Annotated in this window: 17 protein-coding genes; 12 read left to right on the forward strand and 5 right to left on the reverse strand. The window is 48.8% G+C overall.

All coding sequences use genetic code 11. The features are described from left to right. Positions 1–82: 82 nt before the first annotated feature. Positions 83–301 (reverse strand): carbon storage regulator, encoded by a 219-nt coding sequence (gene csrA / locus COV52_08755; protein ID PIR10369.1) that lies wholly within the window; start codon positions 299–301, stop codon positions 83–85. Positions 302–500: 199 nt separating this feature from the next. Between csrA and COV52_08760 the strand changes: the two genes are divergently transcribed. Further along, the gene (locus COV52_08760) at positions 501–758 is read left to right on the forward strand and encodes a hypothetical protein (protein PIR10370.1); all 258 of its coding nucleotides are present in this window, start codon (positions 501–503) and stop codon (positions 756–758) included. Beyond that, on the forward strand, positions 755–1,471 hold the full coding sequence (locus COV52_08765; GenBank protein PIR10371.1) for a hypothetical protein: 717 nt from the start codon (positions 755–757) through the stop codon (positions 1,469–1,471). The genes COV52_08760 and COV52_08765 overlap by 4 nt, the downstream gene beginning before the upstream one ends. Positions 1,472–1,474: 3 nt before the next feature. Here COV52_08765 and COV52_08770 read toward each other — a convergent pair whose 3' ends face one another. Continuing rightward, entirely contained in the window at positions 1,475–2,848 is a 1,374-nt protein-coding gene (locus tag COV52_08770; protein ID PIR10372.1) for a hypothetical protein, read from the reverse strand. A gap of 109 nt (positions 2,849–2,957) precedes the next feature. Between COV52_08770 and COV52_08775 the strand changes: the two genes are divergently transcribed. The 3 genes from COV52_08775 to COV52_08785 all read left to right on the forward strand — a co-directional run bounded on the left by COV52_08775 (position 2,958) and on the right by COV52_08785 (position 6,168). After that, positions 2,958–4,328 (forward strand): hypothetical protein, encoded by a 1,371-nt coding sequence (locus tag COV52_08775; protein ID PIR10373.1) that lies wholly within the window; start codon positions 2,958–2,960, stop codon positions 4,326–4,328. Positions 4,329–4,364: 36 nt separating this feature from the next. After that, entirely contained in the window at positions 4,365–4,928 is a 564-nt protein-coding gene (locus COV52_08780; protein PIR10374.1) for a hypothetical protein, read from the forward strand. A 61-nt stretch (positions 4,929–4,989) separates the two neighbouring features. Then, on the forward strand, positions 4,990–6,168 hold the full coding sequence (locus COV52_08785) for a hypothetical protein (GenBank protein ID PIR10375.1): 1,179 nt from the start codon (positions 4,990–4,992) through the stop codon (positions 6,166–6,168). On the opposite strand, the gene COV52_08790 is transcribed toward COV52_08785, so the two are convergent. Together COV52_08790 and COV52_08795 are read right to left on the reverse strand one after the other, a co-directional pair. After that, positions 6,136–7,875: a hypothetical protein gene (locus COV52_08790; GenBank protein ID PIR10376.1), complete on the reverse strand. Its 1,740-nt coding sequence runs from the start codon at positions 7,873–7,875 to the stop codon at positions 6,136–6,138. The genes COV52_08785 and COV52_08790 overlap by 33 nt on opposite strands. Then, positions 7,872–9,335, reverse strand: coding sequence for an amino acid permease (locus COV52_08795; protein ID PIR10377.1), 1,464 nt, complete (start codon positions 9,333–9,335; stop codon positions 7,872–7,874). The genes COV52_08790 and COV52_08795 overlap by 4 nt, the downstream gene beginning before the upstream one ends. A 51-nt stretch (positions 9,336–9,386) precedes the next feature. Between COV52_08795 and COV52_08800 the strand changes: the two genes are divergently transcribed. The 7 genes from COV52_08800 (at position 9,387) to COV52_08830 (ending at position 19,645) form a co-directional block, all read left to right on the forward strand. Next, the gene (locus COV52_08800) at positions 9,387–10,514 is read left to right on the forward strand and encodes a hypothetical protein (protein PIR10378.1); all 1,128 of its coding nucleotides are present in this window, start codon (positions 9,387–9,389) and stop codon (positions 10,512–10,514) included. A gap of 296 nt (positions 10,515–10,810) precedes the next feature. After that, positions 10,811–13,066 (forward strand): DNA internalization-related competence protein ComEC/Rec2, encoded by a 2,256-nt coding sequence (locus COV52_08805; protein PIR10379.1) that lies wholly within the window; start codon positions 10,811–10,813, stop codon positions 13,064–13,066. A 39-nt stretch (positions 13,067–13,105) separates the two neighbouring features. Beyond that, complete coding sequence (msbA, locus tag COV52_08810) at positions 13,106–14,878, forward strand: lipid A export permease/ATP-binding protein MsbA (protein ID PIR10380.1); 1,773 nt, start codon at positions 13,106–13,108, stop codon at positions 14,876–14,878. Between the two features lie 3 nt (positions 14,879–14,881). Next, complete coding sequence (locus tag COV52_08815; protein PIR10381.1) at positions 14,882–15,871, forward strand: tetraacyldisaccharide 4'-kinase; 990 nt, start codon at positions 14,882–14,884, stop codon at positions 15,869–15,871. A 1-nt stretch (position 15,872) separates the two neighbouring features. Then, positions 15,873–16,277, forward strand: a complete 405-nt coding sequence (locus tag COV52_08820) for a hypothetical protein (GenBank protein PIR10382.1) — start codon at positions 15,873–15,875, stop codon at positions 16,275–16,277. Between the two features lie 27 nt (positions 16,278–16,304). Beyond that, positions 16,305–17,984: a long-chain-fatty-acid--CoA ligase gene (locus tag COV52_08825; protein ID PIR10383.1), complete on the forward strand. Its 1,680-nt coding sequence runs from the start codon at positions 16,305–16,307 to the stop codon at positions 17,982–17,984. Continuing rightward, entirely contained in the window at positions 17,981–19,645 is a 1,665-nt protein-coding gene (locus tag COV52_08830) for a long-chain-fatty-acid--CoA ligase (GenBank protein PIR10384.1), read from the forward strand. Before COV52_08825 ends, COV52_08830 begins: the two co-directional genes overlap by 4 nt. A gap of 271 nt (positions 19,646–19,916) precedes the next feature. Here COV52_08830 and COV52_08835 read toward each other — a convergent pair whose 3' ends face one another. Further along, a complete protein-coding gene (locus COV52_08835; protein ID PIR10385.1) occupies positions 19,917–20,381 on the reverse strand; it encodes a hypothetical protein in 465 nt (154 codons plus the stop codon). Positions 20,382–20,409 lie beyond the last annotated feature (28 nt).

Here is a 20,409-nt window from a genome sequence, read left to right on the forward strand (position 1 = left end):
GCTCGCACTTAGAGTCAATCGCGCCAATGGACAGTGGAATGATTATTGGGAAGAAAGAAAAGCGGCATGAAAACCTACACTTTTAATCGCACCCATTATCAGCGGCATTTTGGGTTTTGCGTTTTCTGTCGTCTTCAGATGCGTTGAGTAGGCGACGGTCAATCTCTTCACGGTGTACGCTGACATTTTTCGGTGCGTCAATGCCAATGCGGATACGTTCTTCGCTGCACGATAGGATTTTGATTTCGATGTCGTTGCCGATTATGATGCTTTCGTTAGGTTTTCTGGATAAAATGAGCATGTGATTCCCCCTGGTTGCTCCCTGTTAAATGTGTGACTAATCCTTGTCTGGTTGGGTGAGGAGCAGGGTGGAAAAAACCGCAACACCAACACAGACTGTGAGTATGAGGCGAACGTACAGGCTCAAATGCATTATTGTTATGATTATCGATTTGAGGCTTTGTTTGATTGCCCCATGCTCGCTCGGCTAGGCCGAGATTATGCGCTCTGTTTTGTCTTGTTATGATTATTTTCCAAAACAGAGCACGCTTATGAAAACACAGCCCCAGCGGAGTAAAAACCACGATGAAAGGCGGCATATTTTGGGTGCAAATTCTGTGCTCATTTTGCCTGGTAACGGCTTACGCTCAGACACTGTATCGAGGCAGGGCTTTGTGTTACAGTGGGCGCGCTCTAAAATTTGCTCAGGTTTTAAACCAAAAAACAATAAGATTTATTTTAAGGAGAACCCCTCTTGAGTATTTCTGAAGAAAAAATCTCAAGTGTTGATGACAGTGCACCCGATGGGGACTTGCTTCACTGGACGAATGACGATAATCAGCATGCGTATTACAATCAGCCGGCAATTAAGCAGGTTCTTCCAGGTTTTGCAGTGTTAGGTGGTTTGGATAGCGGCTGCGATATTGATGCGGTGTTTGACTATATTGCCAGCGCAAAACGTTTATTGGAGGTGGGCGCTGGGTACGGTCGTGTGGTCGATGCACTGCTGCGCCATAGCTTCACAGGTGCGGTGGAGGTGGTTGAGCGAAGTGATGTGTTTTGTGAAGAGCTCAAGCGTTTTGGTGATAAAATCACAGTCCATCATCAGGACGTTAGAGGCTTTAAGCCTGATGAGCCTTATGATGTTGTTTTATCCATGTGGTCGGGCATTTCAGACTTCCCAAGTGCTGAGCAGCCTGGTCTGGTTCAAACCCTGTCTGGTTTTTTGTGTGTTGGTGGCAGATTGATCTTGGATACCTCTGTGGCGGGGCAAAAGCCTTTGAATGCTCGTTTTGCTGCAGAGCAAGCCTATTCGATCTTAAAAGATGGTTGTTCGGCTAAGGGTTATATTCCTTCCGAGGTTGAAATGCTGGCGTATGCCAAAAAGGCCAGTTTGGCTATGGTTCGGCATTTTACGTATATCACGGCTGCGCAACGCCAGCGTAAGTTGTACGTGTTTGAGCGCGTGTAGTATTTACTTTTTACTGAGCTGGATGCAACCGTTAAGAAAGGGTGACTTTTTGGGTAGGGTTTTGATTTGGCATTGGGCCAGTGCCGTTTGAAAAGCGGGGTCTTGTTCGATCAGCGCATTGGGTGTCGCCATTTTCATGTCGGCGCTGGCATCGTAGTGAGCAAAACTGAATTGTGCCGCCTTCGCCATTTCATACAGTACGGTGTCTGAGATTTTTAAATCGCCGTCTTGAATGTCTTCCAAGTACTTGCTGAGCAAAGAACGCACATTGTAGAGGTCCGTGAGCGTGCTCGAACGGCTGCTGGATTTTTGCGAAAGTTTAATCGCGGTGTGGTAGTGAAAAGAGTAATAGGCGGGACCTGAATAGCTGTCAAGCACGTTGAGGCTGGCTGGGCCCATGATGATCGGTGCATAGCGGCAGCCGTACTCTTCTTCAAACACGCGTCGCAGGCCGTCCAGAGGCAGGGCGCTGTTGTCAGTCAGGGGTTTAAAGCCTGGCAAGGCGCCCATGCTCATGAACAGCAGATGGCTGGCAATATCGGCCACAAAGGGGCAGGGCTTGATGCCACGGCGTTCTTGAATGCGTGAAAATGTGAGGTCCAAGCAAAACTGGCTACGCCAGAATTCGCTGCTGTTCCAGGCGAGATTCGAAATATAGGTTTTGAACTTATGCCATTCTGGCCGGTGAATGGACTCGATCCATTTTTTGCTGAAAAACAGGACCTCAGTGGTCCAAGGTTGCTCAAAGCTTGGGTGGCTGGCAATGTCTCGAAAGACCGGCCAGTGATCGACCAGGTTTTTGGGGGTGTCGGATTTAATAGCGTATTTTTTTTGAATTTTATTGAAGGCCGCAATTTCGCTGACTTTGGGCAATAAAAAGGTGCTGCGTGCGCCCGCCGTCATGCCCCATAGTGGGATGGGTGTATAAAATAGAAATTTCTTTTTATAGTATTCTAGAACACCCCAAACCCCCATGACCGTGCCTGGTTCAATGAGGCTGTAGGTGATGACCCGGTTTTCGGTGGGAATAAATAGCTCCATGCTATTGTTGAGCACCAAGGTCAAAGGGTTGGTGTCTTTGATGTAGTTGAGCTTTTCACGCGTATCTTGGCTGATACGGGGATCATTGATGTCTACCAGTTGCCCATGAACGTCAGGCAGAAATAATTTGCCATGGATGAGTATTTCACTGCCGTAAGGGTATTTTGCAAGAAAGAGCGTGTGCTGAGCATCGGGCTTGAGCTCATCGATAATGGCTGCGAGCTCAGGGTTGACTGAGGCTACGGTTTGACTGATTTCGGCCCAGGTCACTTCTTTCAGGGAGGCGGTTGAACTCATAATATTCCATTTCAAGCTCGGCGAGGCCCAGCCTAACATAAGGTTCAAAAGTTTTGTAGGCAAATTTGCTCCCCTTTTTGGGTGTCGACAGGGTGTGCTTGATCCGCTTACAATAGCCAGCTGTATTTTTCTAAGGAAATCCCGCTCCATGAATCCTAACGCGCGTGCCATTACGACACTGTGTTTTGCTGAGCTTGTCGAGCGTTTGAGTTATTTTGGGCTGTTTGCCGTCATCATTTTAAAACTTGATGTGGTTTTTCATTTGCACGATGCCAGAAGCTTTGCCATTTTCGGTTTGTTTACGGCTTTTTCATACACCCTGCTGGTGTTGGGTGGGTATATTGCGGATAAGTGGTTTGGCGCGCGTTGGTCTATTGTATTGGGTGGTATTTTGTTGATTGTGGCCAACCTTTGCTTAGCCACGAACACGCCTGATCTTTTTTACATGGGGCTTTCCTTGTTAACGGTTGGCACTGCGCTGTTTAAGGTCAACTGTACCAGCTTGGTCGGGGTGTTATGCGTGCAAGAAAAATCTGCGCGCGAGCAAGCCTATACCTGGCTCTACACGTGTATGAACATCGGCGGCACCTTGGGGCCCATTGTTTACGGTTTGATTATTGCCTTGCTGGGGTGGTCTGAGTGTTTTTGGTTGAGTGCTGTGCTTATCGCTGTGGCGCTCGGCTTTTTTTGTCGCAACGATGCAATTAAAGCCTGCGAAGGTCCGGGTAAAAAATCATTGTTGCCTTATGGTGTGCTGATACTGCTGGTCGTTTGTGTGTGCTTGGGTTTTTTGTTTCATACCTTATCGACGGCGACCATGGTGCTGATGTTTGTTGTGGCTGTCGTTGTATTGCTTTATAGCGGTATGCGAACAAAAGCCGGGCATAAAAAATCATTTGCAGCCTTGCTATTGTTGTACTTGGCGTGCGTGGCTTTTTTTGCCTGCAGTCTTCAGGTGGGCAGCTCAATTACCTTGTTTATTCATCGTGCAGTGTCTTTGTCTATTTTAAGTTTTCATATTCCTACGCCGTGGTTTACGGCTTTAGATCCTTTGTTTGTTGTGCTGATGGCGCCGGTGTTTATTGCGCTTTGGCGAGCGTTGGCGAAACGAGGTCGGGAGCCTTTTGTGAGTACCAAGGTTGCTATCGGTATTGCATTGGCGGCTATCGCGTTTTTGATCTTGTACCTGGCCTCACGTGCGAGTGCGCATAGCACAATGTATACGAGTATTTTTTGGTTGGTCATGGCCAATCTGTTTTTGGGTGCGGGGGAGATTTGCTTGAGCCCCGCGGTGTTATCCTGCCTACATGATTACGTGCCACGTTCACTGTACAGCACAATGACGGGCGCATGGTTTTTGTTTATCGCCTTGGGCGGCTATTTTGCGGGCGAGCTTTCAAAGTTGACCACGGTATTTTCTTATGGCCAGGCCTTCTTGCTGGTGGCGGCTTTCGCGGCGGTCTCGGCCGTGCTGGTCTTGCTTATGAAGCCTTTAGTGGTGTCTTTGGGTTCGCGATAGACGCCTTTTTGAAAATCCGCTACGCTATCCGGCAATGTGGTATTAGGAGTATTTCAGGTGTTAAAAAATAATATCGTCGGTCGTTTGTTGCACGCGTGCTTTGCGGTTGCAATTGTGTGTCAGTTGATGAGTTCGAAAATTATGCACCATGCGGCATTTGCTCGGTTTTTAGATCTAACACAGGGCCAGGGGTTTTTGCTGCATAAAACCATCGGCCTATTTGCCTTAGGCTTTGTGCTGCTGTATTGGCTTTGGGTGCTGACGTTGCGCCGCGATAAGTTGCACCATCTTTTTGCTTGGCTCACTCGTAAGGGGCGCGCCAAGGTGGCTGCCGACAGCTTGTCTATCCTTCGAGGGCGCTTGCCAGAAGATTCTGAGGGTGGTTTGGCCGGACTGGTTCATGGCCTGGGTTTGCTTTTGGTGACCTTTGTCGGTCTTTGTGGCTTGATTTTATTTTTCTTTTTGCCTTTGCATCAAGCCTGGGTGCACGATGTGAAAGAAACCCATGGCGATTTTGCTTCTTGGATTTGGTGGTATGTGGCCGGTCACACGATGATGGCCATCTGGCACTCTTTCGCGAAGCGCCGGTCTTCATCGTAAACCATTTGCTCAGTTGCCCTAAATACAGTAGTATTATGGGCGTGAAACCCATCATAAGGATATGATCATGGTACGCCGCGTTATGTTCATCGCGCCAGGTGAGCGACAAGATAAGCTCGCTGCAAACTGTGCGAAAGAAATTCATCGTTATTTTCCTGATTGGTATTTGTCTGCGCTGGGCGGCGAGCAGCTGCGAGCAGCCGGTGCTGAAGTGTTCATGGATTATGCGCGCATAGAAAATGCACGAAGCCTGAATACCTTGTCTATGGTGCCGCAGTTAAACAGTGTGATTGTATCGATTAAGCGCCGCATACTGCAGGCGCACCCCGATTTATTGGTCGTTATCGGCATGACACCGCAATTTCTCGCGATTTCTCGTTTTGCCAAAACGCATGGTGTTAAGGTGTTGGGTGTGATGTTGCCTAAACGCTGGTGCTGGCGTGCGAGCGACATGGCGCGATTAATTGACTCGGTAGATCATGTGGCGTGCGTGTATCCTTATATCAAAAATGCCTTGAAAAACACCGGCGTGGCGTCGAGTTTTATCGGCTTGCCGCTGCCACCACTAGAAGCCTCGACGCTGAGTCGTGATCAAGCCCGCGAAGCGTTGAGCTTGTACAGCGACAAACCGGTGGTGGGTTTGATGCCGGGCAATACGCTCAAAGAATTGAAGCGTTTTTTACCGATGATGTTAAGCGTGGCCGAAGATCATCCGGAGTGTCGTTTTGTTTTAGCTTTGGCGCCGAATTTGTCTAAGGCGCATTTGAAGAGCTTCAAACCCGATCTTCGTGAGCTCGGCGTTTGGATCGTGAAAGAGCAAACGGATGTGGTGTTAAAAGCCAGTGATGTGGCACTTTGTACGAGTGGCCGCATCAGCTTGGAAGCGGCACGCATGAAAACACCGGTGATTGTGGTGGAGAAATGTTTTGGCTTGAGAAAAGACCGCTTTGTGACCAGTGGCATGGCCTCACTGTGCAATTTGCTGGCCGATAAACCTATTGTGCCAGAGCTGTGTCAGCAAAAAGCTAATGCGCGTGCGATGTCAAAAGTATTGGGTGAACTTTTGGATAATGCGGTGTCGCGTGAGACGATGGTTGCGCATTTTGAAGCCTTGTCTGACACTTTGCAAACCAAGCGACCGGTAGCGCACAATTTGGCAGCCCTGGTTGGTAATCTACTTGGCCAGCCTTTGTCTACCGTGGAAGACTCAGCCTTGGCTTGCGAGTTGGATTCGATGTAATACGCTGGTTTTATCGGTGTCACCAAAAATCTGCAAGTTTGCAAGTTCTTTGCCTTTCGCGTTATAAAACACCAGGCTCGGTGGTGCGAACACATGGTAGCGTTTTGCGATCGCCAAAGCCGCTTCGCTGTTGTGTGTTAAATCAATACGAATCACCATCATAGGCTTCAAGGCTTGTTGAACGTCGGTTTGACTGAAAACCTGTTTGTCCATGAGTTGACAGGCCACACACCAGTCGGCGTAAAAATCAATCATTACGGCTTTGTGTTCCATTTTGGCTTGAGCCAGTGATCGATTCAGTTCGGCCTTTGTTCTTGCTAGTTTTGCATGTAGTGTCATTTTTTCAGCCTGTAAAGGACGCAGTGGATTGCTGTGGCCTAAGCTTGCGCCCGTGAATAAGGCGATGGCATAGGCCAGTGAGAGCAAGCCCAATAGCCCTTTTAAAAAACGAAAACGCGGGTGTCGCAGGGCGATCCGCGCGCAATAAATTGAAAAGGCGAGCGCAAGCAGGCCGTAAAGTATTAATGTGATGGATGAGGGAATCACGCGATCCAGCAGCCAGGCAGCCAATGCGAGCAAAATAAAGCCTGAGAGGTGCTTGACGGTGTTCATCCAGCCACCCGTTTTGGGCAGGATTTTTAAACCTGCGAGGGCGACCAGCAGCAGTGGGATGTTCATGCCGATCGCTAAGCTAAATAAACTCATGCCGCCCAGGGCCAAATTACCCGTGTTAGCAATATATAGCAGGATGGCAATCAACGGTGCGCTCACGCAAGGTGATAACACCAGCGAGGTCAGCGCGCCGAGTGTGACCGCGGTCACTAGGCTACCGGCTTTGGTTTTGCGTGTTAAACCTTGTAAGCGATTATCTAAGCCTTGAAAAATATTGAAGCGCAAGACATCAAATTGTGCGAGTGCCATCACAAGGATGATCAAAGAAAACAAGCCGATTAACCAGGGTGTTTGTAGTAAGCCTTGCAAACTGTGGCCCAAGCTTGCCGCAACGATGCCTAGAACGCTAAAGCAAACGGCCATCGAAAGCGTGTAGGCCAAGCCCAGTGTGAGCGCATGCCAAAAACCTTGTTCATGGCCGGTGATGATTTTCCATAAAATCGGCAGCATGGGTAATACGCAAGGTGTGAAGCTTAGTAAGATACCTAAACCTAAAAACGATAACAGTATCATCAGCGTTGAGCCTTTAAAGCTTTCAGGGTTGTGGGCGTTTATCGTTTGGTCTTTTGCATTCTTAATGATGGCGGTGTCGGTATTGAGATTAAACTTCACGAGTTTGGTCACGGGCGGGTAACAATAATTTTTACCTTGGCAGCCTTGATAGCGGACATAAAAACTCACAGTGCCGTTGCCTGCATGTTTAATCGGCAGATAAGCATTCGCATAAAAGCTAAATACGGGGTGCCCGTCAATCTTAAGCTGTTGAATGCTGTCGTTGGGCGGAACGGTCGCTTCGCCGATTTGCCCGTTGGAGTTTTTGGCTTGTGTGACGGTGATACGTTGTTGATACAGCATGAACCCGGGTTTGATTTCCCAGTGCAGCATAAGCAGTGTGTCGTTAACTTTTTGCGCTGAGAGTTGAAAGGCTTGATCAGCGGAGAGTTGTTTTTGTGGCAGTGGGCTGAATAAATCCGTTGCCCAGGCTGTCAGTGGTAATATCAATACTAATAAAATCAGTGCGCGGGTTTTGTTCATGAAGCAGCTCGCTTTGTGTTACGAATATGAATAAAAATAGCCGGCAAACACAGAATCACCAAGCCTGCGATTAAAAAACTTTGATAGACGGTGCTGCTGCCGGTTTTCAATTGTGAGGGCGGCATAAAGCCTAAAATGATACCTGCAATGCTTGCGATGATGCCGGCACCAGCCACAAGCCAAACAACACTTAAGCCGCCGGGTATACGATACGGGCGTGGTGTGTCTGGTTCTGAGTAGCGCAAGCGTATGACGGCTGAAAACAATAAAATATCCATGATGAAAGTCATGATCGCAGACAGTGCCGTGAGCAACCAGTAGGAGCTTGCCACCGTTGGCATGAATAAAAAGACGCAAGTCAGTAGTGTGGCGATGAGGGCTTGAAGAATTAAAATCACGTGCGGCACATTGTGGCGGTTCGTGCGTTTTAAGAGCCTTGGTAAATGGCCGTCATGCACGGCAGCGTGCAAACCTTTGCAGGGCGCGATCACCCAAGTGTTAAGCGAGGCGGCTGAGCCCACAATGATTAAGCAAGCAAATACCGGCACCAACCAGGCTAAATGAAAGCGGCTGAGAAACACGGTGAGCGCTTGCATGATGCCGGTGACAATGCCGATGCTGTGATTTGGCACAATAATCGCAATCGCTAATGTGCCAAACACTGAAGCAATAATGATAATAAAACTGGCCATGAGAATGGCGCGAGGAAAGTCGCGTTGAGGATTTTTCGCTTCATGAATATGAAACGCAGCCACTTGCATACCGGCATAGCCTAAGATTACGCTCACTAATAAGACTGCACTGTGAGGCGTAATGGAAGGAAAGAAGCTGGTCTGATTAAATTGTATATGAGTTGGTAAGCCCTTAAATAGCCAGATTAAGCCCAAGAGAATGATCAAAACGGTGGGCAGCAGTGTGCCAAAGATCAAGCCGATACTCGATACCCAGCTCGACACTTTAACGCCGTAAAGATTGATCCAAGTCGTGAGCCAAAAAATACTGAGCGTCATGATAATCATATAGAGTTTATTGTGCGCTAGTGCGGGCATGAAAATATACGACACGGTGGTGGATATAAAGGTGAGGTTCATGGGAAACGCCACCACGGTGTTAATCCACTCTAACCAGACGGCTAGAAACCCAGAGCGTGCACCGAAGGCTTGGTTCACCCAAGCATAGGTGCCGCCGCGCTTGGGAAAGCTTGCGGCAAGCTCGGCACAAACCATGGCTGAAGGAATAAAAAACACCAATGCGGCGAGAATAAAAAAGAAGGTGGAGGAGAAGCCGTATTTTGCCATGATCGGCAGCGAGCGAATATTGTAAATCCCTGCAACAGTGATCATGGTCAGTGCAAACACACCGAGCTGTTTTTTAGGTAGGGGCATGGTTTTTCTCGTGTCAGTGGCGCAAAGTGTGCGCGAAATCAGCTTGCGGGTCAACTTGGATGAACCCCAGAGCATTGTCAATCAGTATCACTTCGGTATGATGACGGCAAATCATCAGGGGGTGGTATGCCATTTTCAGTGAAGTTTTGCCGTTTTCGTTTTTTCGTTTTTTCGCTTGTCGGTTTGTCGGCTTCAGGCTTTGCCAGCGTGCCGATCGCTTCGCCCTATATTAATCTAGGCGGCTTTGCGCAATGGTATATGCCAGGGGGTGGTGATCATTACGGCGTGAACCATCAAAGTTATTTTAGGCGCGCGCGCTTATTTGCCGATGGCAAGATGAATGCGCATTTTAGTTATAAAGTGGAATACGATTTTGCGTATTACGGTGAGTGGCGAAATATTTGGGTGAACTACAAGCGCGGCGATAATAATCTGCGTGTGGGTCAGCAAAAAGTGCCGTTTAACAGTGTGTACGATCAGAGTCCCGAGCATCGCTGGTTTGCAGAAATGGCCTTGCCGGTGCAAGCGTTTAACCCGAACTTTCGCCGGGGTGTGGCGTATCGTTTTAATCATCGCGACTGGCAAGCGGCTGTCAGTGCCTTTGCGCCGGGCACGCAATCACAAGCGAAAATCAATCACCCTTATGGTTCAACCCAGCGGTTTGTCTGGGCGCCTTGGCATGAAACCGGGCGCGTATTGCAATTGGGCCTGGGCAACTGGTATCAGCGTATTGATCATCGCAGATCGTTTGGCTATGGCACGATTCCAGAGGCTACCGGTTATGTGCCTGTGGCCACGATTAGAACTGGCGCCATCAGCAATGTGAACCACTTTGATGTGGCAAGTGCTGATGCGCAGTGGGAATACCATCGCTTTGCGAGTGAGATGGGGTATCTGTACAATCACACCAGCCGTACTGGCGCGCCTAATCTTGATTTTACAGGTTGGTACGCGCAATTTGGTGCGTTTATCGATGATAATACCTTCACCTATTCATCTGCTGGCGGCGTGTTTGGCGCGCCAAAATCGATGAATCATACCGTGCAAGCGATTGTGCGTTTGAGTGAGTTGGATTTAAACAGCCACGATATTCACGGCGGTAAAGAGCTGGATACCACAATAGGCTTAAACAGCTATTTTTATAAACACCTGCGCCTAGGGCTAAACTATGTGTTTGCCGATGTGCGCGACTCACAAACCACCACAAACGGTGGCGATAATATTGTTATCGCCAATCTGCAATTAATGTTTTAAGCGGTTGAAGACCATGTGCTGGCCTGCGATGCCTCGCTGAGTGGTTCGTCATTTTCTTCGTCAAGGGTTTCGGCGCTCAAATCGACCTGTCGCTGGGTTGTAGTGGCATAGGGTGATCGCTTTTAAAAAGTTCTTCTTCAGGAAGGCGAGTAATCGGCGTCATTGGGTTCTGTTGATTGAATAAACTCGCGGCTTCTTGAGCCTCAAGTGCTTTGAGTGAGTCGAAGACATTACCTTGATTTTAATCGGCCGCTTAGCGTAAGCTAGCGGCATTCTTTTTTCCCTTTTGTGTGACTATGGTCGTCTGTTTTTGGCTGGGCGTGGCAAGCCTATGGCTTTGGGCTTGCTTGCCTGCATTTTTTTATGGTTTCGTCTTGTGTGTGCCGGCAGCGTTGGCGCTGTTTCAAAACCCTGCCTGGCTTAAAGCGTTTGGGGTTTTCGCTTTGGGTGTGGCTTGGGTTTTAATCGTTGCGCACCCTGCAATGCCTGCGCGCATTCCGCCTGCAGATTTGGGCAAGCCTGTGTTGCTGAGTGGCTGCGTTTCAGGCTTGGTGAGTGATTACTCCGATCATGCCAGCTTTACTTTTCAAGCCCAGGCCGTGGCCGGTAAGCCTTTGGCGGCCACGCTTCACTTGAGCAGTTGGGGGCGGCGATATCATTTCAAACCGGGGCAGTGTTTTAAGTTGATGGTAAAGCTTAAGCCAATACACGGCAGCTTAAACCCCGGTGGTTTTGATTATGAGCAATGGGCCTTTGAGCAAGGCTTCTCTGCCACAGGCTATGTGAAGCGGGTGCTGGCTTACGAGGGTTTTGGTTCTCGTGATGAGTTGACACGCTGGCGGCAAGCCTTGCGTGATCGTGTTTATCAAGTGTTAGCTCACACGCAGGCCGCAGCACTCATGGTGGGTATTACGCTGGGCGATAAAAGTGGTTTGTCAGCTGCGACGAAGCAAGCCTTTCAGTTGACGGGTACGAGCCACATGCTGGCCATTTCCGGTTTGCACGTGGGCTTTGTGGCCTTGTTGTGTTTTTGGCTAGTGCGTTATGCACTGTGTTTTGTTCCAATGCTATTGCGCTATTGTTCCCGGCAGAAGCTATCGGCTATCGCAAGCTTACTGTTTTCTTTTTTGTACGTCGCCTTTTCAGGCTTTAGTGTGTCGGCGGTGCGCGCCTACATCATGCTGATGCTGGTGATGTTGTTTGTTTTGCTCGATAAAAAGCTCGAGCCTTGGCGTGCTTTTCGTCTCGCGTTGTGGTTTGTGCTGATTGTGATGCCTTTGTCGGTGCTGTCGCCGAGCTTTTATTTATCGTTTGGGGCTGTGTTCATCATCCTGTTGTATGTTGCCAATCGTCTTTTACCTGTGAAAGGGTGGCGCGCGGTATTGAGCCTGCAGTGCGTGATTGTGCTGGCCATGCTGCCTTTGAGCGTGTGGTATTTTCAGCATGTGTCTTTGATTTCGCCGCTGGTGAATCTGCTTGCGATACCTTATATGGGGTTTGTGTTATTGCCCTTGTCCTTACTCACCATCATCGCGATTAATTTTAGCTTGCCGTTTGCAAAGCTAATCGCAGTGTGTGCGAGCTTTTGTGCGAACGTGTTGCTTAAGACTTTGATGACGGTTTCGCAATGGCCTGGGCCCGTTTGGCATATGGGTTTGCACAACGAGTGGGGCTTTGTGTGTTTGTTGTTGTGTGTGTTTGTTTTTTTACTGCCGCGTGGGTTTGTGTTTAAGCCCTTGGCTATTTTGCTTTTATTGCCGGCTTTTTTTTCAATGCCATCACTCGCGCCAAGTCAGGCAAAGTTTGCTTTTTTGGATGTGGGCCAAGGTTTGGCGGTGGTCGTGCGCACTGCACACCATGCGCTTTTGTTTGATACCGGTCCACGTTATTCGGCTGAGGATGATGCCGGTGTTCGCATCATTGCGCCGTATCTTCTGAAAGAAGGTATTCATCACTTGGATACGATTGTCTTAAGTCATTGGGACAGTGATCACTCGGGTGGTTTAAACAGTTTGGCCCCATTGTTTCACCCAGAAACCGTCTACGCCTATCGTGATTCGTCTCGCTTTGGTGCGGTCATCAGCTGTCGACGCCAACATTGGGTGTGGGATGGTGTGCATTTTCAATTATTTGCCCCTAAGCAGTCATTGCGTGAAAGTAACAACCAGGCTTGCCTGCTGAAAATTACTGTTGGCCGGCATAGCGTGTTATTGGTGGGGGATGTGGAGAAAAAGGCTGAGCAGGCATTGGTGTCGCAATACGGTGAGGCTTTAAAAGCAGACCTGACGTTGGCGCCGCATCATGGCAGTAAAACGTCCTCAAGCTGGCGCTGGTTGCGAGCTGTCTTGCCGCGGTGGGTGGTTATGCCGGTGGGGTTTTGGAATCGCTTTCATTTTCCAAGCCCTCAGGTGGTTTTGCGCTATCATGCTTTGGGCGCAAAAATTTTAAGGTTGGATCACTTGGGGTGTGTATCGGTGTTTTTGGGCCCGGCGGGCTTGGGTCATTGGCGCTTTTATCGAACCGATCAGGCTCGTATCTGGCGCCGCCAATGAGCGCTACACGTCCCTTTTGAAGTGTGATACATTACCGCCATGAAAAAACACCACGCTACAGGCCACGATGCCACTTTGCCGCCCGCGGGTTTTAAACTTTATGGGCGAATTCTTTCGTTTGCACGCGGTTATTTTTTGATTTTCTTTTTGGGCGTGATTGCCAATGCACTGTATTCCGGTGTGGATGCCACCATGACCTACATGCTGAAGCCGATTGTGAATAAGGGCTTTGTGGCGCGTGATGCGCATTTTTTGCTGTGGCTGCCTTTGATTATTATTGCGCTGGTGTTTTGCCGGGCGACATTTAACTATTTCAGTACCTATTTCATGGCCTTGGTCTCGCGCAGTGTGGTCATGAACATGCGCAAAACCATTTTTCGTCATTATTTAAAAATCCCTGCGTATTATTATGATAACAACAGTACAGGCGAATTGTTGTCTTTGATGTTATATAACGTGGATCAAGTTGCACGCATCACTTCGACGGCGATCATCCAAGTGTTTCAAGCCATTTTTTTGGTGTTGGGTCTTTTGGTGGTGATGCTTTCGGTGAGCTGGAAATTGACCTTGATTTTTTGCGTGATCGGTCCGCTGATGGCGGTGGTGATCAAAAGCAGTAATCGCCACATGCGAAGACACAATCACGGCTTGCAAAAAGGTATGGGCCATGTCACCAATATTGCTGAAGAATCGATCACCGGTTATCGCGAAGTGCGCACCTTTGGTGGTGAGCCCTATGAGATCAATCGCTTTGATGAGGCCGTGAAAAAAAATCGTAGCCGTGAGCTTAAAATTGCTGTCTTGCAGGTAGTGAATACCTCAGGCGTGCAGCTGCTCGGTTCTTTGGCGCTGGCCTTGGTGATTTATTTAGCAACGTCTCACGCGAGTACGCAGATCAGTACAGGCTCCTTTGTGGCTTTAGTCGCGGCGATGATCGCACTGTTAAAACCTTTGAAGCAGTTGACGAATGTGAATAATATTTTTCAAGCCGGTTTTGCCGGCGCGCAAAGTATTTTTCGTTTCTTGGCCTTGGAAACGGAGCAAGATACAGGCACGCTGTCGCCTGCGCGTATTCAAGGCAATATTGAGTTTGATATTCAATCCTTTATTTATCCTAAAACAGAGAAAGTGGTTTTGCGCAATATTCGCTTTTCTGTTCAGGCCGGAAAAACTTGTGCTTTGGTGGGACGATCAGGCAGCGGTAAAACCACCTTGGTTTCACTCTTGCCACGTTTTTATGAGTTAGCTGATACCTCAGATATTAAGCTCGACGGTCAAAGCGTTAAAGCGTTTACCTTGAGTGTCTTGCGCGAACAAATTGCGGTGGTGTCACAGCATGTGGGCTTGTTTAACGACACCATTTTTCACAATGTGGCCTACGGGGTGATGCGTGAAAAAAGTGAGGCCGAAGTGATTGAGGCTTTAAAGCTTGCGCACGCTTGGGAATTTGTCGAGCCTTTGCCAGAGGGTATTCATACTTTGGTGGGTGAAAACGGTTTATTGTTGTCTGGTGGGCAGCGTCAGCGTCTGGCCATTGCGCGTGCGATTTTAAAAGACGCGCCTATTTTAATTCTAGATGAGGCCACGTCAGCGTTGGATAACGAATCCGAACGCTTGATTCAAAAAGCTATGGATCGCTTAATGGTGGGGCGCACGACGATCGTTGTGGCGCACCGCTTATCAACCATTGAAAAGGCCGATCAAATCATGGTGTTGGATGCGGGTGAGCTCAAAGAGCAGGGTACCCATGAAAGCTTGTTGGCCCAGGGCGGCTATTATCGCAAGCTTTACGATATGCAGTTTCAGGATTAAGTGATGCTGCGCGGTTTGTTAGAGCAGTCACTGAATCGTCTTTGGTATGGCCGTGCAGGCTTTCTCGCGTATCTACTCTGGCCGTTTTCTTGTGTGTTTTCTTGCGCTGTGTTTTTTCGCCGTGTTCTATTAAAGCGTTTGGCTTTTCATCCGGGTGTGCCGGTCATTGTGGTGGGTAATATTACCGTCGGTGGTACGGGTAAAACGCCGATGGTGATTGCGCTTGCTCAAGCGTTGCGCGAGCAAGGGTTTAAACCCGGTATCATCAGTCGTGGCTACGGCGTGACCATCAAGCATTCATTTATCATGTGCGCAAACGATACAGCCCAGCAAGTCGGTGATGAGGCACGTGAAATGTTTGAAGCCAGCGGCGTGCCAATCGCTGTCGGCCCCGATCGCTGTGCCTCGGCTCGGCTTTTGTGTGAGCAGGGTTGTGATGTGATTGTCAGTGATGATGGTTTGCAGCACTACCGTTTGGCGCGGGATGTTGAGTTTGTGATGATTGATCCTGCTCGAGGCTTGGGTAATGGTTTGTGCTTACCGGCAGGCCCCTTGCGTGAGACAGCTAGTCGTTTGAGGCAAGCTGACGCCGTGCTGTCTTTGGGCGGCGACTATCCGGGGGCGCATTCCTTGAGCTTGGAGCCCGTGGCGCTTAGGCGTGTGGATGGCCAAGCCGATGTGTTGTCATTTGAGCAAGCCCGAGAGCATCGTTGGCAGGTTATCGCCGCGATTGCACACCCGGCAAAATTTCTAAAGACGCTAGATAATGTCGGTATCGGGTATGATTTGGTCAAAACTCTGCCAGATCATGCGAAATTTTCCCCCGAGGACATTGACTTGGCCCCAGGTGCATACGGTATTATGACGCGCAAAGATGCGGTCAAGTGCCGACCGCTCGCCAATCAGCATCATTGGTATCTTGAGGTGTCAGCCAAGCTTGATGCTTTCGTGATGAATACGCTGCTGAAGAAACTGAAGAAAAAGGGTGGGTAGAGTGAATCGATTGAAGCGTGTCGTGATTTTTTGGGGCGTGATGTTGCCGAGTTTGGCTTTTGCGCAATCGGCTGATACGGCAACGCCGAACAATGCCCAAAAACCCGCCATGATTAAAAGCACTCAGCCGTTGGTGACCCTGCACTTACCGGCCAATCCAACAACGGGTTATTCTTGGTATCTTGTGAAATACCCCCATGCCTACTTCCAAGTCTTAAAACATCTGTACCTTGCGCCGAGCACAAAAAATGTTGGAGCGGGTGGTTATGATGTTTGGCAGTTTAAAGCCAAGCCGGGTGCCTTTGTGGTGCCGCGTGTGTTCAAAATTCGTATGATGTATGCCCGCGCGTGGGAGGTTGGCGATAACACTCCGGTAAAAACATTTTACGTTGTGACGCAGTCCTAATAAACGATCAAGATAAAGGTTAAAGTGATGGAAAAAATCTGGCTAAAAAGCTATCCGAAAGGCATGCCGGAGACGGTGAATGTATCACCGGACGTCTCTGTGATTGATGTGTTTAAGCAAAGCGTGAAGCGTTATGCTAAATCGCCTGCGGTGAGTAATTTTGGTGTTGAGCTCACGTATGCTGAGCTTGATCGTCGCAGTGATCATTTTGCCGCCTTTTGCCAAGATGAGCTCAAGCTTCAAAAAGGTGATCGCTTGGCGATTATGATGCCCAATTTGATCCAGTACCTTGTGGCCTTATACGGTGCTTTCAAGGCTGGCCTTGTGGTTGTGAACGTCAACCCGATGTACACAGCCCATGAGGTCGTGCATCAATTAAACGATGCGGGTGCTACGGCTTTGTTGGTCTTGGAAAATTTCGCACACACGATAGAAGAGGCCAAGCCTCATTTAAAAACGGTGAAGCATTTTATTGTCACCGCTGTGGGCGATGAATTTCCTTGCCTTAAGCGCTCGGTGTTTAATTTTGTTGCCCGCCACGTAAAACGCATGGTGCCAAAGTACAGCTTGCCTGGCAGCGTCGACTACCGTCATGCGATGAAGCGTCATGCGGTGAAAAGCTTTCACTGTGTTGAGCTAACGGGTGATGATCTCGCATTTTTACAGTATACCGGCGGCACGACAGGTGTGGCCAAGGGTGCGATGCTGACACACAGCAATATGGTGAATAATCTCACGCAAGCAGCAACCTGGAGTGGACATTTCTTAAAGCCGGGTAAAGAGATTTTGATCACAGCCTTGCCGCTGTATCACATCTTCTCTTTGCTGGCCAATGCGCTCACGTTTATGCGTTTTGGTGCCCTGAATGTGCTCATCACCAACCCGCGCGACATCAAAGGTTTTGTGAAAGAAATGAGGCGCTATAAGTTCACGGCGATCACGGCGGTGAATACCTTATTTAATGCCTTGGTGCACAATGAGGAATTTAAACAGCTGGATTTTAGTCAGCTGCATTTTGCGATGGGTGGTGGCATGGCGGTTCAGCACGCGGTGGCTGACGCTTGGCAGAAAGTCACCGGTGTGCATATCTTGGAAGCTTACGGTCTCACTGAAACCTCCCCGGCAGCTTTAATTAACCCGGTGTATTGTCGCGCCTATAACGGCAGTATTGGCTTGCCGATTCCCTCGACTGAAATTAAGGTCATCGACGAAGAGGGGCGTGAGTTGCCACCAGGTGAGCCGGGTGAGCTATGTATTCGTGGCCCGCAAGTCATGAAAGGCTATTGGAATATGCCTGAAGAAACCAAAAAAGTGTTGTCTGAGGACGGTTGGCTGCGCACAGGTGATGTGGCTAAGATCGATGAAAAAGGCTTCGCGTATATCGTGGATCGTAAAAAAGACATGGTGGTTGTGTCCGGTTTTAATGTGTACCCGAATGAAGTGGAAGCCGTGATTGCTGAGCATCCTAAGGTGCAGGAAGTTGCGGTCATTGGTGTGCCACACCCGGTGACGAGTGAAGCCGTAAAAGCCTTTGTGGTGTTAAAGCCGCATCAAAAACTAACCTCGAATGAGTTGATCAGCTTTTGTCGTCATCATTTAACGCCGTACAAGGTGCCGAAAATTTATGAGTTTCGCACGGAGTTGCCTAAGAGTAATGTGGGTAAAATTTTGCGTCGCGCACTTCGAGAAGAGACTACATCGGCATGACAAGGCCTTGGCTTGCTCATTATCCGAAAGACATACCTAGCGTTGTGGATACTGCCTGCTTTTCATCGCTTGCGGATTTATTCAAGGATGCGGTCGCGCGGCATGGCTCGGCTATTGCTCTTGAGAGTCTCGGTCATACTTTAACGTTCCTTGAGCTTGATGAACGCTCCACCGCATTGGCGGCCTATTTTTCCTGCACATTGGGCCTTAAGTCCGGTGATCGTATTGCCTTAATGTTGCCAAATTGCATGCAAGCGGTGATTGCGATGATTGCAGCATTCAAAGCAGGCTTGGTTGTGGTTAACGTGAACCCTCTCTACACTGTGCGAGAGTTGGTGCATCAAATGAACGATGCGAAACCAAAGGCCATTATTGTCTTGGCCAATGTGGCGAATACCCTGGCTGACGCGCTACCGCAAATTCATATCGAGCATATCATTATTAGTGAGCTGGGTGATGCTTTTCCTGTGCATAAAGCTTGGTTGGTCAATGCGGTGCTTAAATATATCAAGCGCATGGTGCCCCATTTTTGCATTCGCTCCACCATTAAATTTCGCCAAGCCTTAGCGCGTGGTCGCAAACAGCGCGCAGCGTTTAAGCTTGCCAAGCTTAATCAAAACAGTTTGGCTTTCTTGCAATACACAGGCGGGACTACCGGTGTTGCAAAAGGTGCGATGCTTTCACACGGTAATTTGGTCGCGAATGTGATTCAGGCGTACACCTGGATTCACTCGACGATTAGCGGGCAGGGCGATGTCGCGATAACCCCTTTGCCGCTTTATCATGTGTTTTCTTTGGTTGCGAGTTGCTGGGTCTACTTGCATGCGGGTGTGCACAATGTCTTGGTGACCAATCCTCGCGATTTACCCAAGCTTGTGGATTTATTTAAAACGCATCGGGTGAAAGCTTTGATGGGTGTAAACACTTTGTTTAATGCGCTGGCGAACAATGAAGACTTTGCCAAACTTGATCATTCCTCTTTAAAGCTTGTGATTGCAGGCGGCATGGCGCTGCAAGCACCCGTAGCTAAGCGTTGGCATGCTGTGACAGGTAATCATATTATTGAAGGTTATGGTTTAACGGAAACCTCGCCGATTGTTTCCATCGGCCTGCTTGATGGGCAAGGCTTTACGGGCAGTATTGGTTTGCCTGTGCCCTGCACGGATGTGGCAATATTCAATGATACCGGTGAGACATTGCCGGCGGGTGAAGTGGGTGAGTTGTGTGTGAAGGGCCCGCAAGTGATGCAGGGTTATTGGCAGCAAGAAGCGGAAACTGCGAATGTTTTTTGGTCGAATGGCTGGTTGCGTACCGGTGATATGGCTAAGCTTGATGAAAACGGTTTTATTTATATCGTTGATCGCAAAAAAGACATGATCACCGTCGCGGGGTTTAATGTTTACCCGAATGAAGTGGAAGCGGTGATTGCTTCGCACCCCAAAGTCTTGGAAGTGGGTGTGGTCGGCGTGCCTAATCGCATCACGGGTGAGTCGGTGATGGCCTACGTTGTCGCTGCGGATAAAAGCTTAACGAAAACCGAGCTTAATGCGTTTTGTCGCGATAACTTGGTGTCGTATAAAGTGCCGCGGCGTTTTAAATTTATGGATGAGCTGCCCAAATCCAATGTCGGCAAAATCTTGCGGCGTGAGTTGAAATCCTAGGCGCTTCTCTAAGCGTTTAATACTCTCATTGCTGTTGCCTGCGCATCGTATCCCAGGGGCCGTCTTCTGCCTTCTTGTTCTCTTGTGTTCCTGCGCTCGCTTTTTTTTGGTCTCCCGTTTCTCTTCTGCAGGGACGCTTTTCGCCATCCATGGCCGCTCCCTTTCGGCATCCATGCCTCCAGAGGCCCTGCAGAAGAAAAACCCTCGCCCAAAGCAGCGAGCGAGTTGCAGCGAAGCGTTGGTGGAAATAATGGCACAAAAAGGCTTGTGATTAGCTGCGATGATACTTAGCCTGATGCGCTTGTTGCTGCTTAAGATTTTCGTCCATCGGCCTTATGCATAGTTCTAAGGTATCAAACCACGCGCAAATCGTTTCGCAAGGCAAGTGCCCGTGCTTGCCGGAAACAGAGTATTCGCAAAACAACACATTGTGAAATGTCATTTCATGAATGGCTCTGATTGATTCTTGTGAGTGCAGTGTGGCGATTTTTATCGAATTGACCATTTCCCCTTGTGTGCACTGTTGAAACAAGACGCTGCTGGTTTTATCTAAGGGTTTGCTAAAACGCAGTGTTTGAAAATCCGCTTTAGGTTTTAGTGAGTTGAGGGCGGGCTTATCGAGTGAATAAGTGTGTCGTTGCGCTGAACATTCAAAATCATGTAAGTAAATACCGCCATGAATGTCGCGTTGCTGAACATCGCCTTGTGTAAAAGGTGTGATCAAGTAATAAGGCATAAAAAAGTCTCCTTGAAAGTTTTTTGAG

Source organism: Gammaproteobacteria bacterium CG11_big_fil_rev_8_21_14_0_20_46_22 (assembly GCA_002796245.1).
Classification (GTDB): Bacteria; Pseudomonadota; Gammaproteobacteria; order UBA12402; family UBA12402; genus 1-14-0-20-46-22.

Bases quoted from the DNA above. Each gene is read 5' to 3' on its own strand.
- COV52_08790 (PIR10376.1), bottom strand. From the start codon at position 7,875: ATGAACAAAACCCGCGCACTGATTTTATTAGTATTGATATTACCACTG.
- COV52_08825 (PIR10383.1), top strand. From the start codon at position 16,305: ATGGAAAAAATCTGGCTAAAAAGCTATCCGAAAGGCATGCCGGAGACG.
- COV52_08815 (PIR10381.1), top strand. From the start codon at position 14,882: ATGCTGCGCGGTTTGTTAGAGCAGTCACTGAATCGTCTTTGGTATGGC.
- msbA (PIR10380.1), top strand. From the start codon at position 13,106: ATGAAAAAACACCACGCTACAGGCCACGATGCCACTTTGCCGCCCGCG.
- csrA (PIR10369.1), bottom strand. From the start codon at position 301: ATGCTCATTTTATCCAGAAAACCTAACGAAAGCATCATAATCGGCAAC.
- COV52_08830 (PIR10384.1), top strand. From the start codon at position 17,981: ATGACAAGGCCTTGGCTTGCTCATTATCCGAAAGACATACCTAGCGTT.
- COV52_08795 (PIR10377.1), bottom strand. From the start codon at position 9,335: ATGCTCTGGGGTTCATCCAAGTTGACCCGCAAGCTGATTTCGCGCACA.
- COV52_08775 (PIR10373.1), top strand. From the start codon at position 2,958: ATGAATCCTAACGCGCGTGCCATTACGACACTGTGTTTTGCTGAGCTT.
- COV52_08805 (PIR10379.1), top strand. From the start codon at position 10,811: ATGGTCGTCTGTTTTTGGCTGGGCGTGGCAAGCCTATGGCTTTGGGCT.
- COV52_08835 (PIR10385.1), bottom strand. From the start codon at position 20,381: ATGCCTTATTACTTGATCACACCTTTTACACAAGGCGATGTTCAGCAA.
- COV52_08760 (PIR10370.1), top strand. From the start codon at position 501: ATGCGCTCTGTTTTGTCTTGTTATGATTATTTTCCAAAACAGAGCACG.
- COV52_08800 (PIR10378.1), top strand. From the start codon at position 9,387: ATGCCATTTTCAGTGAAGTTTTGCCGTTTTCGTTTTTTCGTTTTTTCG.
- COV52_08770 (PIR10372.1), bottom strand. From the start codon at position 2,848: ATGTTAGGCTGGGCCTCGCCGAGCTTGAAATGGAATATTATGAGTTCA.
- COV52_08785 (PIR10375.1), top strand. From the start codon at position 4,990: ATGATCATGGTACGCCGCGTTATGTTCATCGCGCCAGGTGAGCGACAA.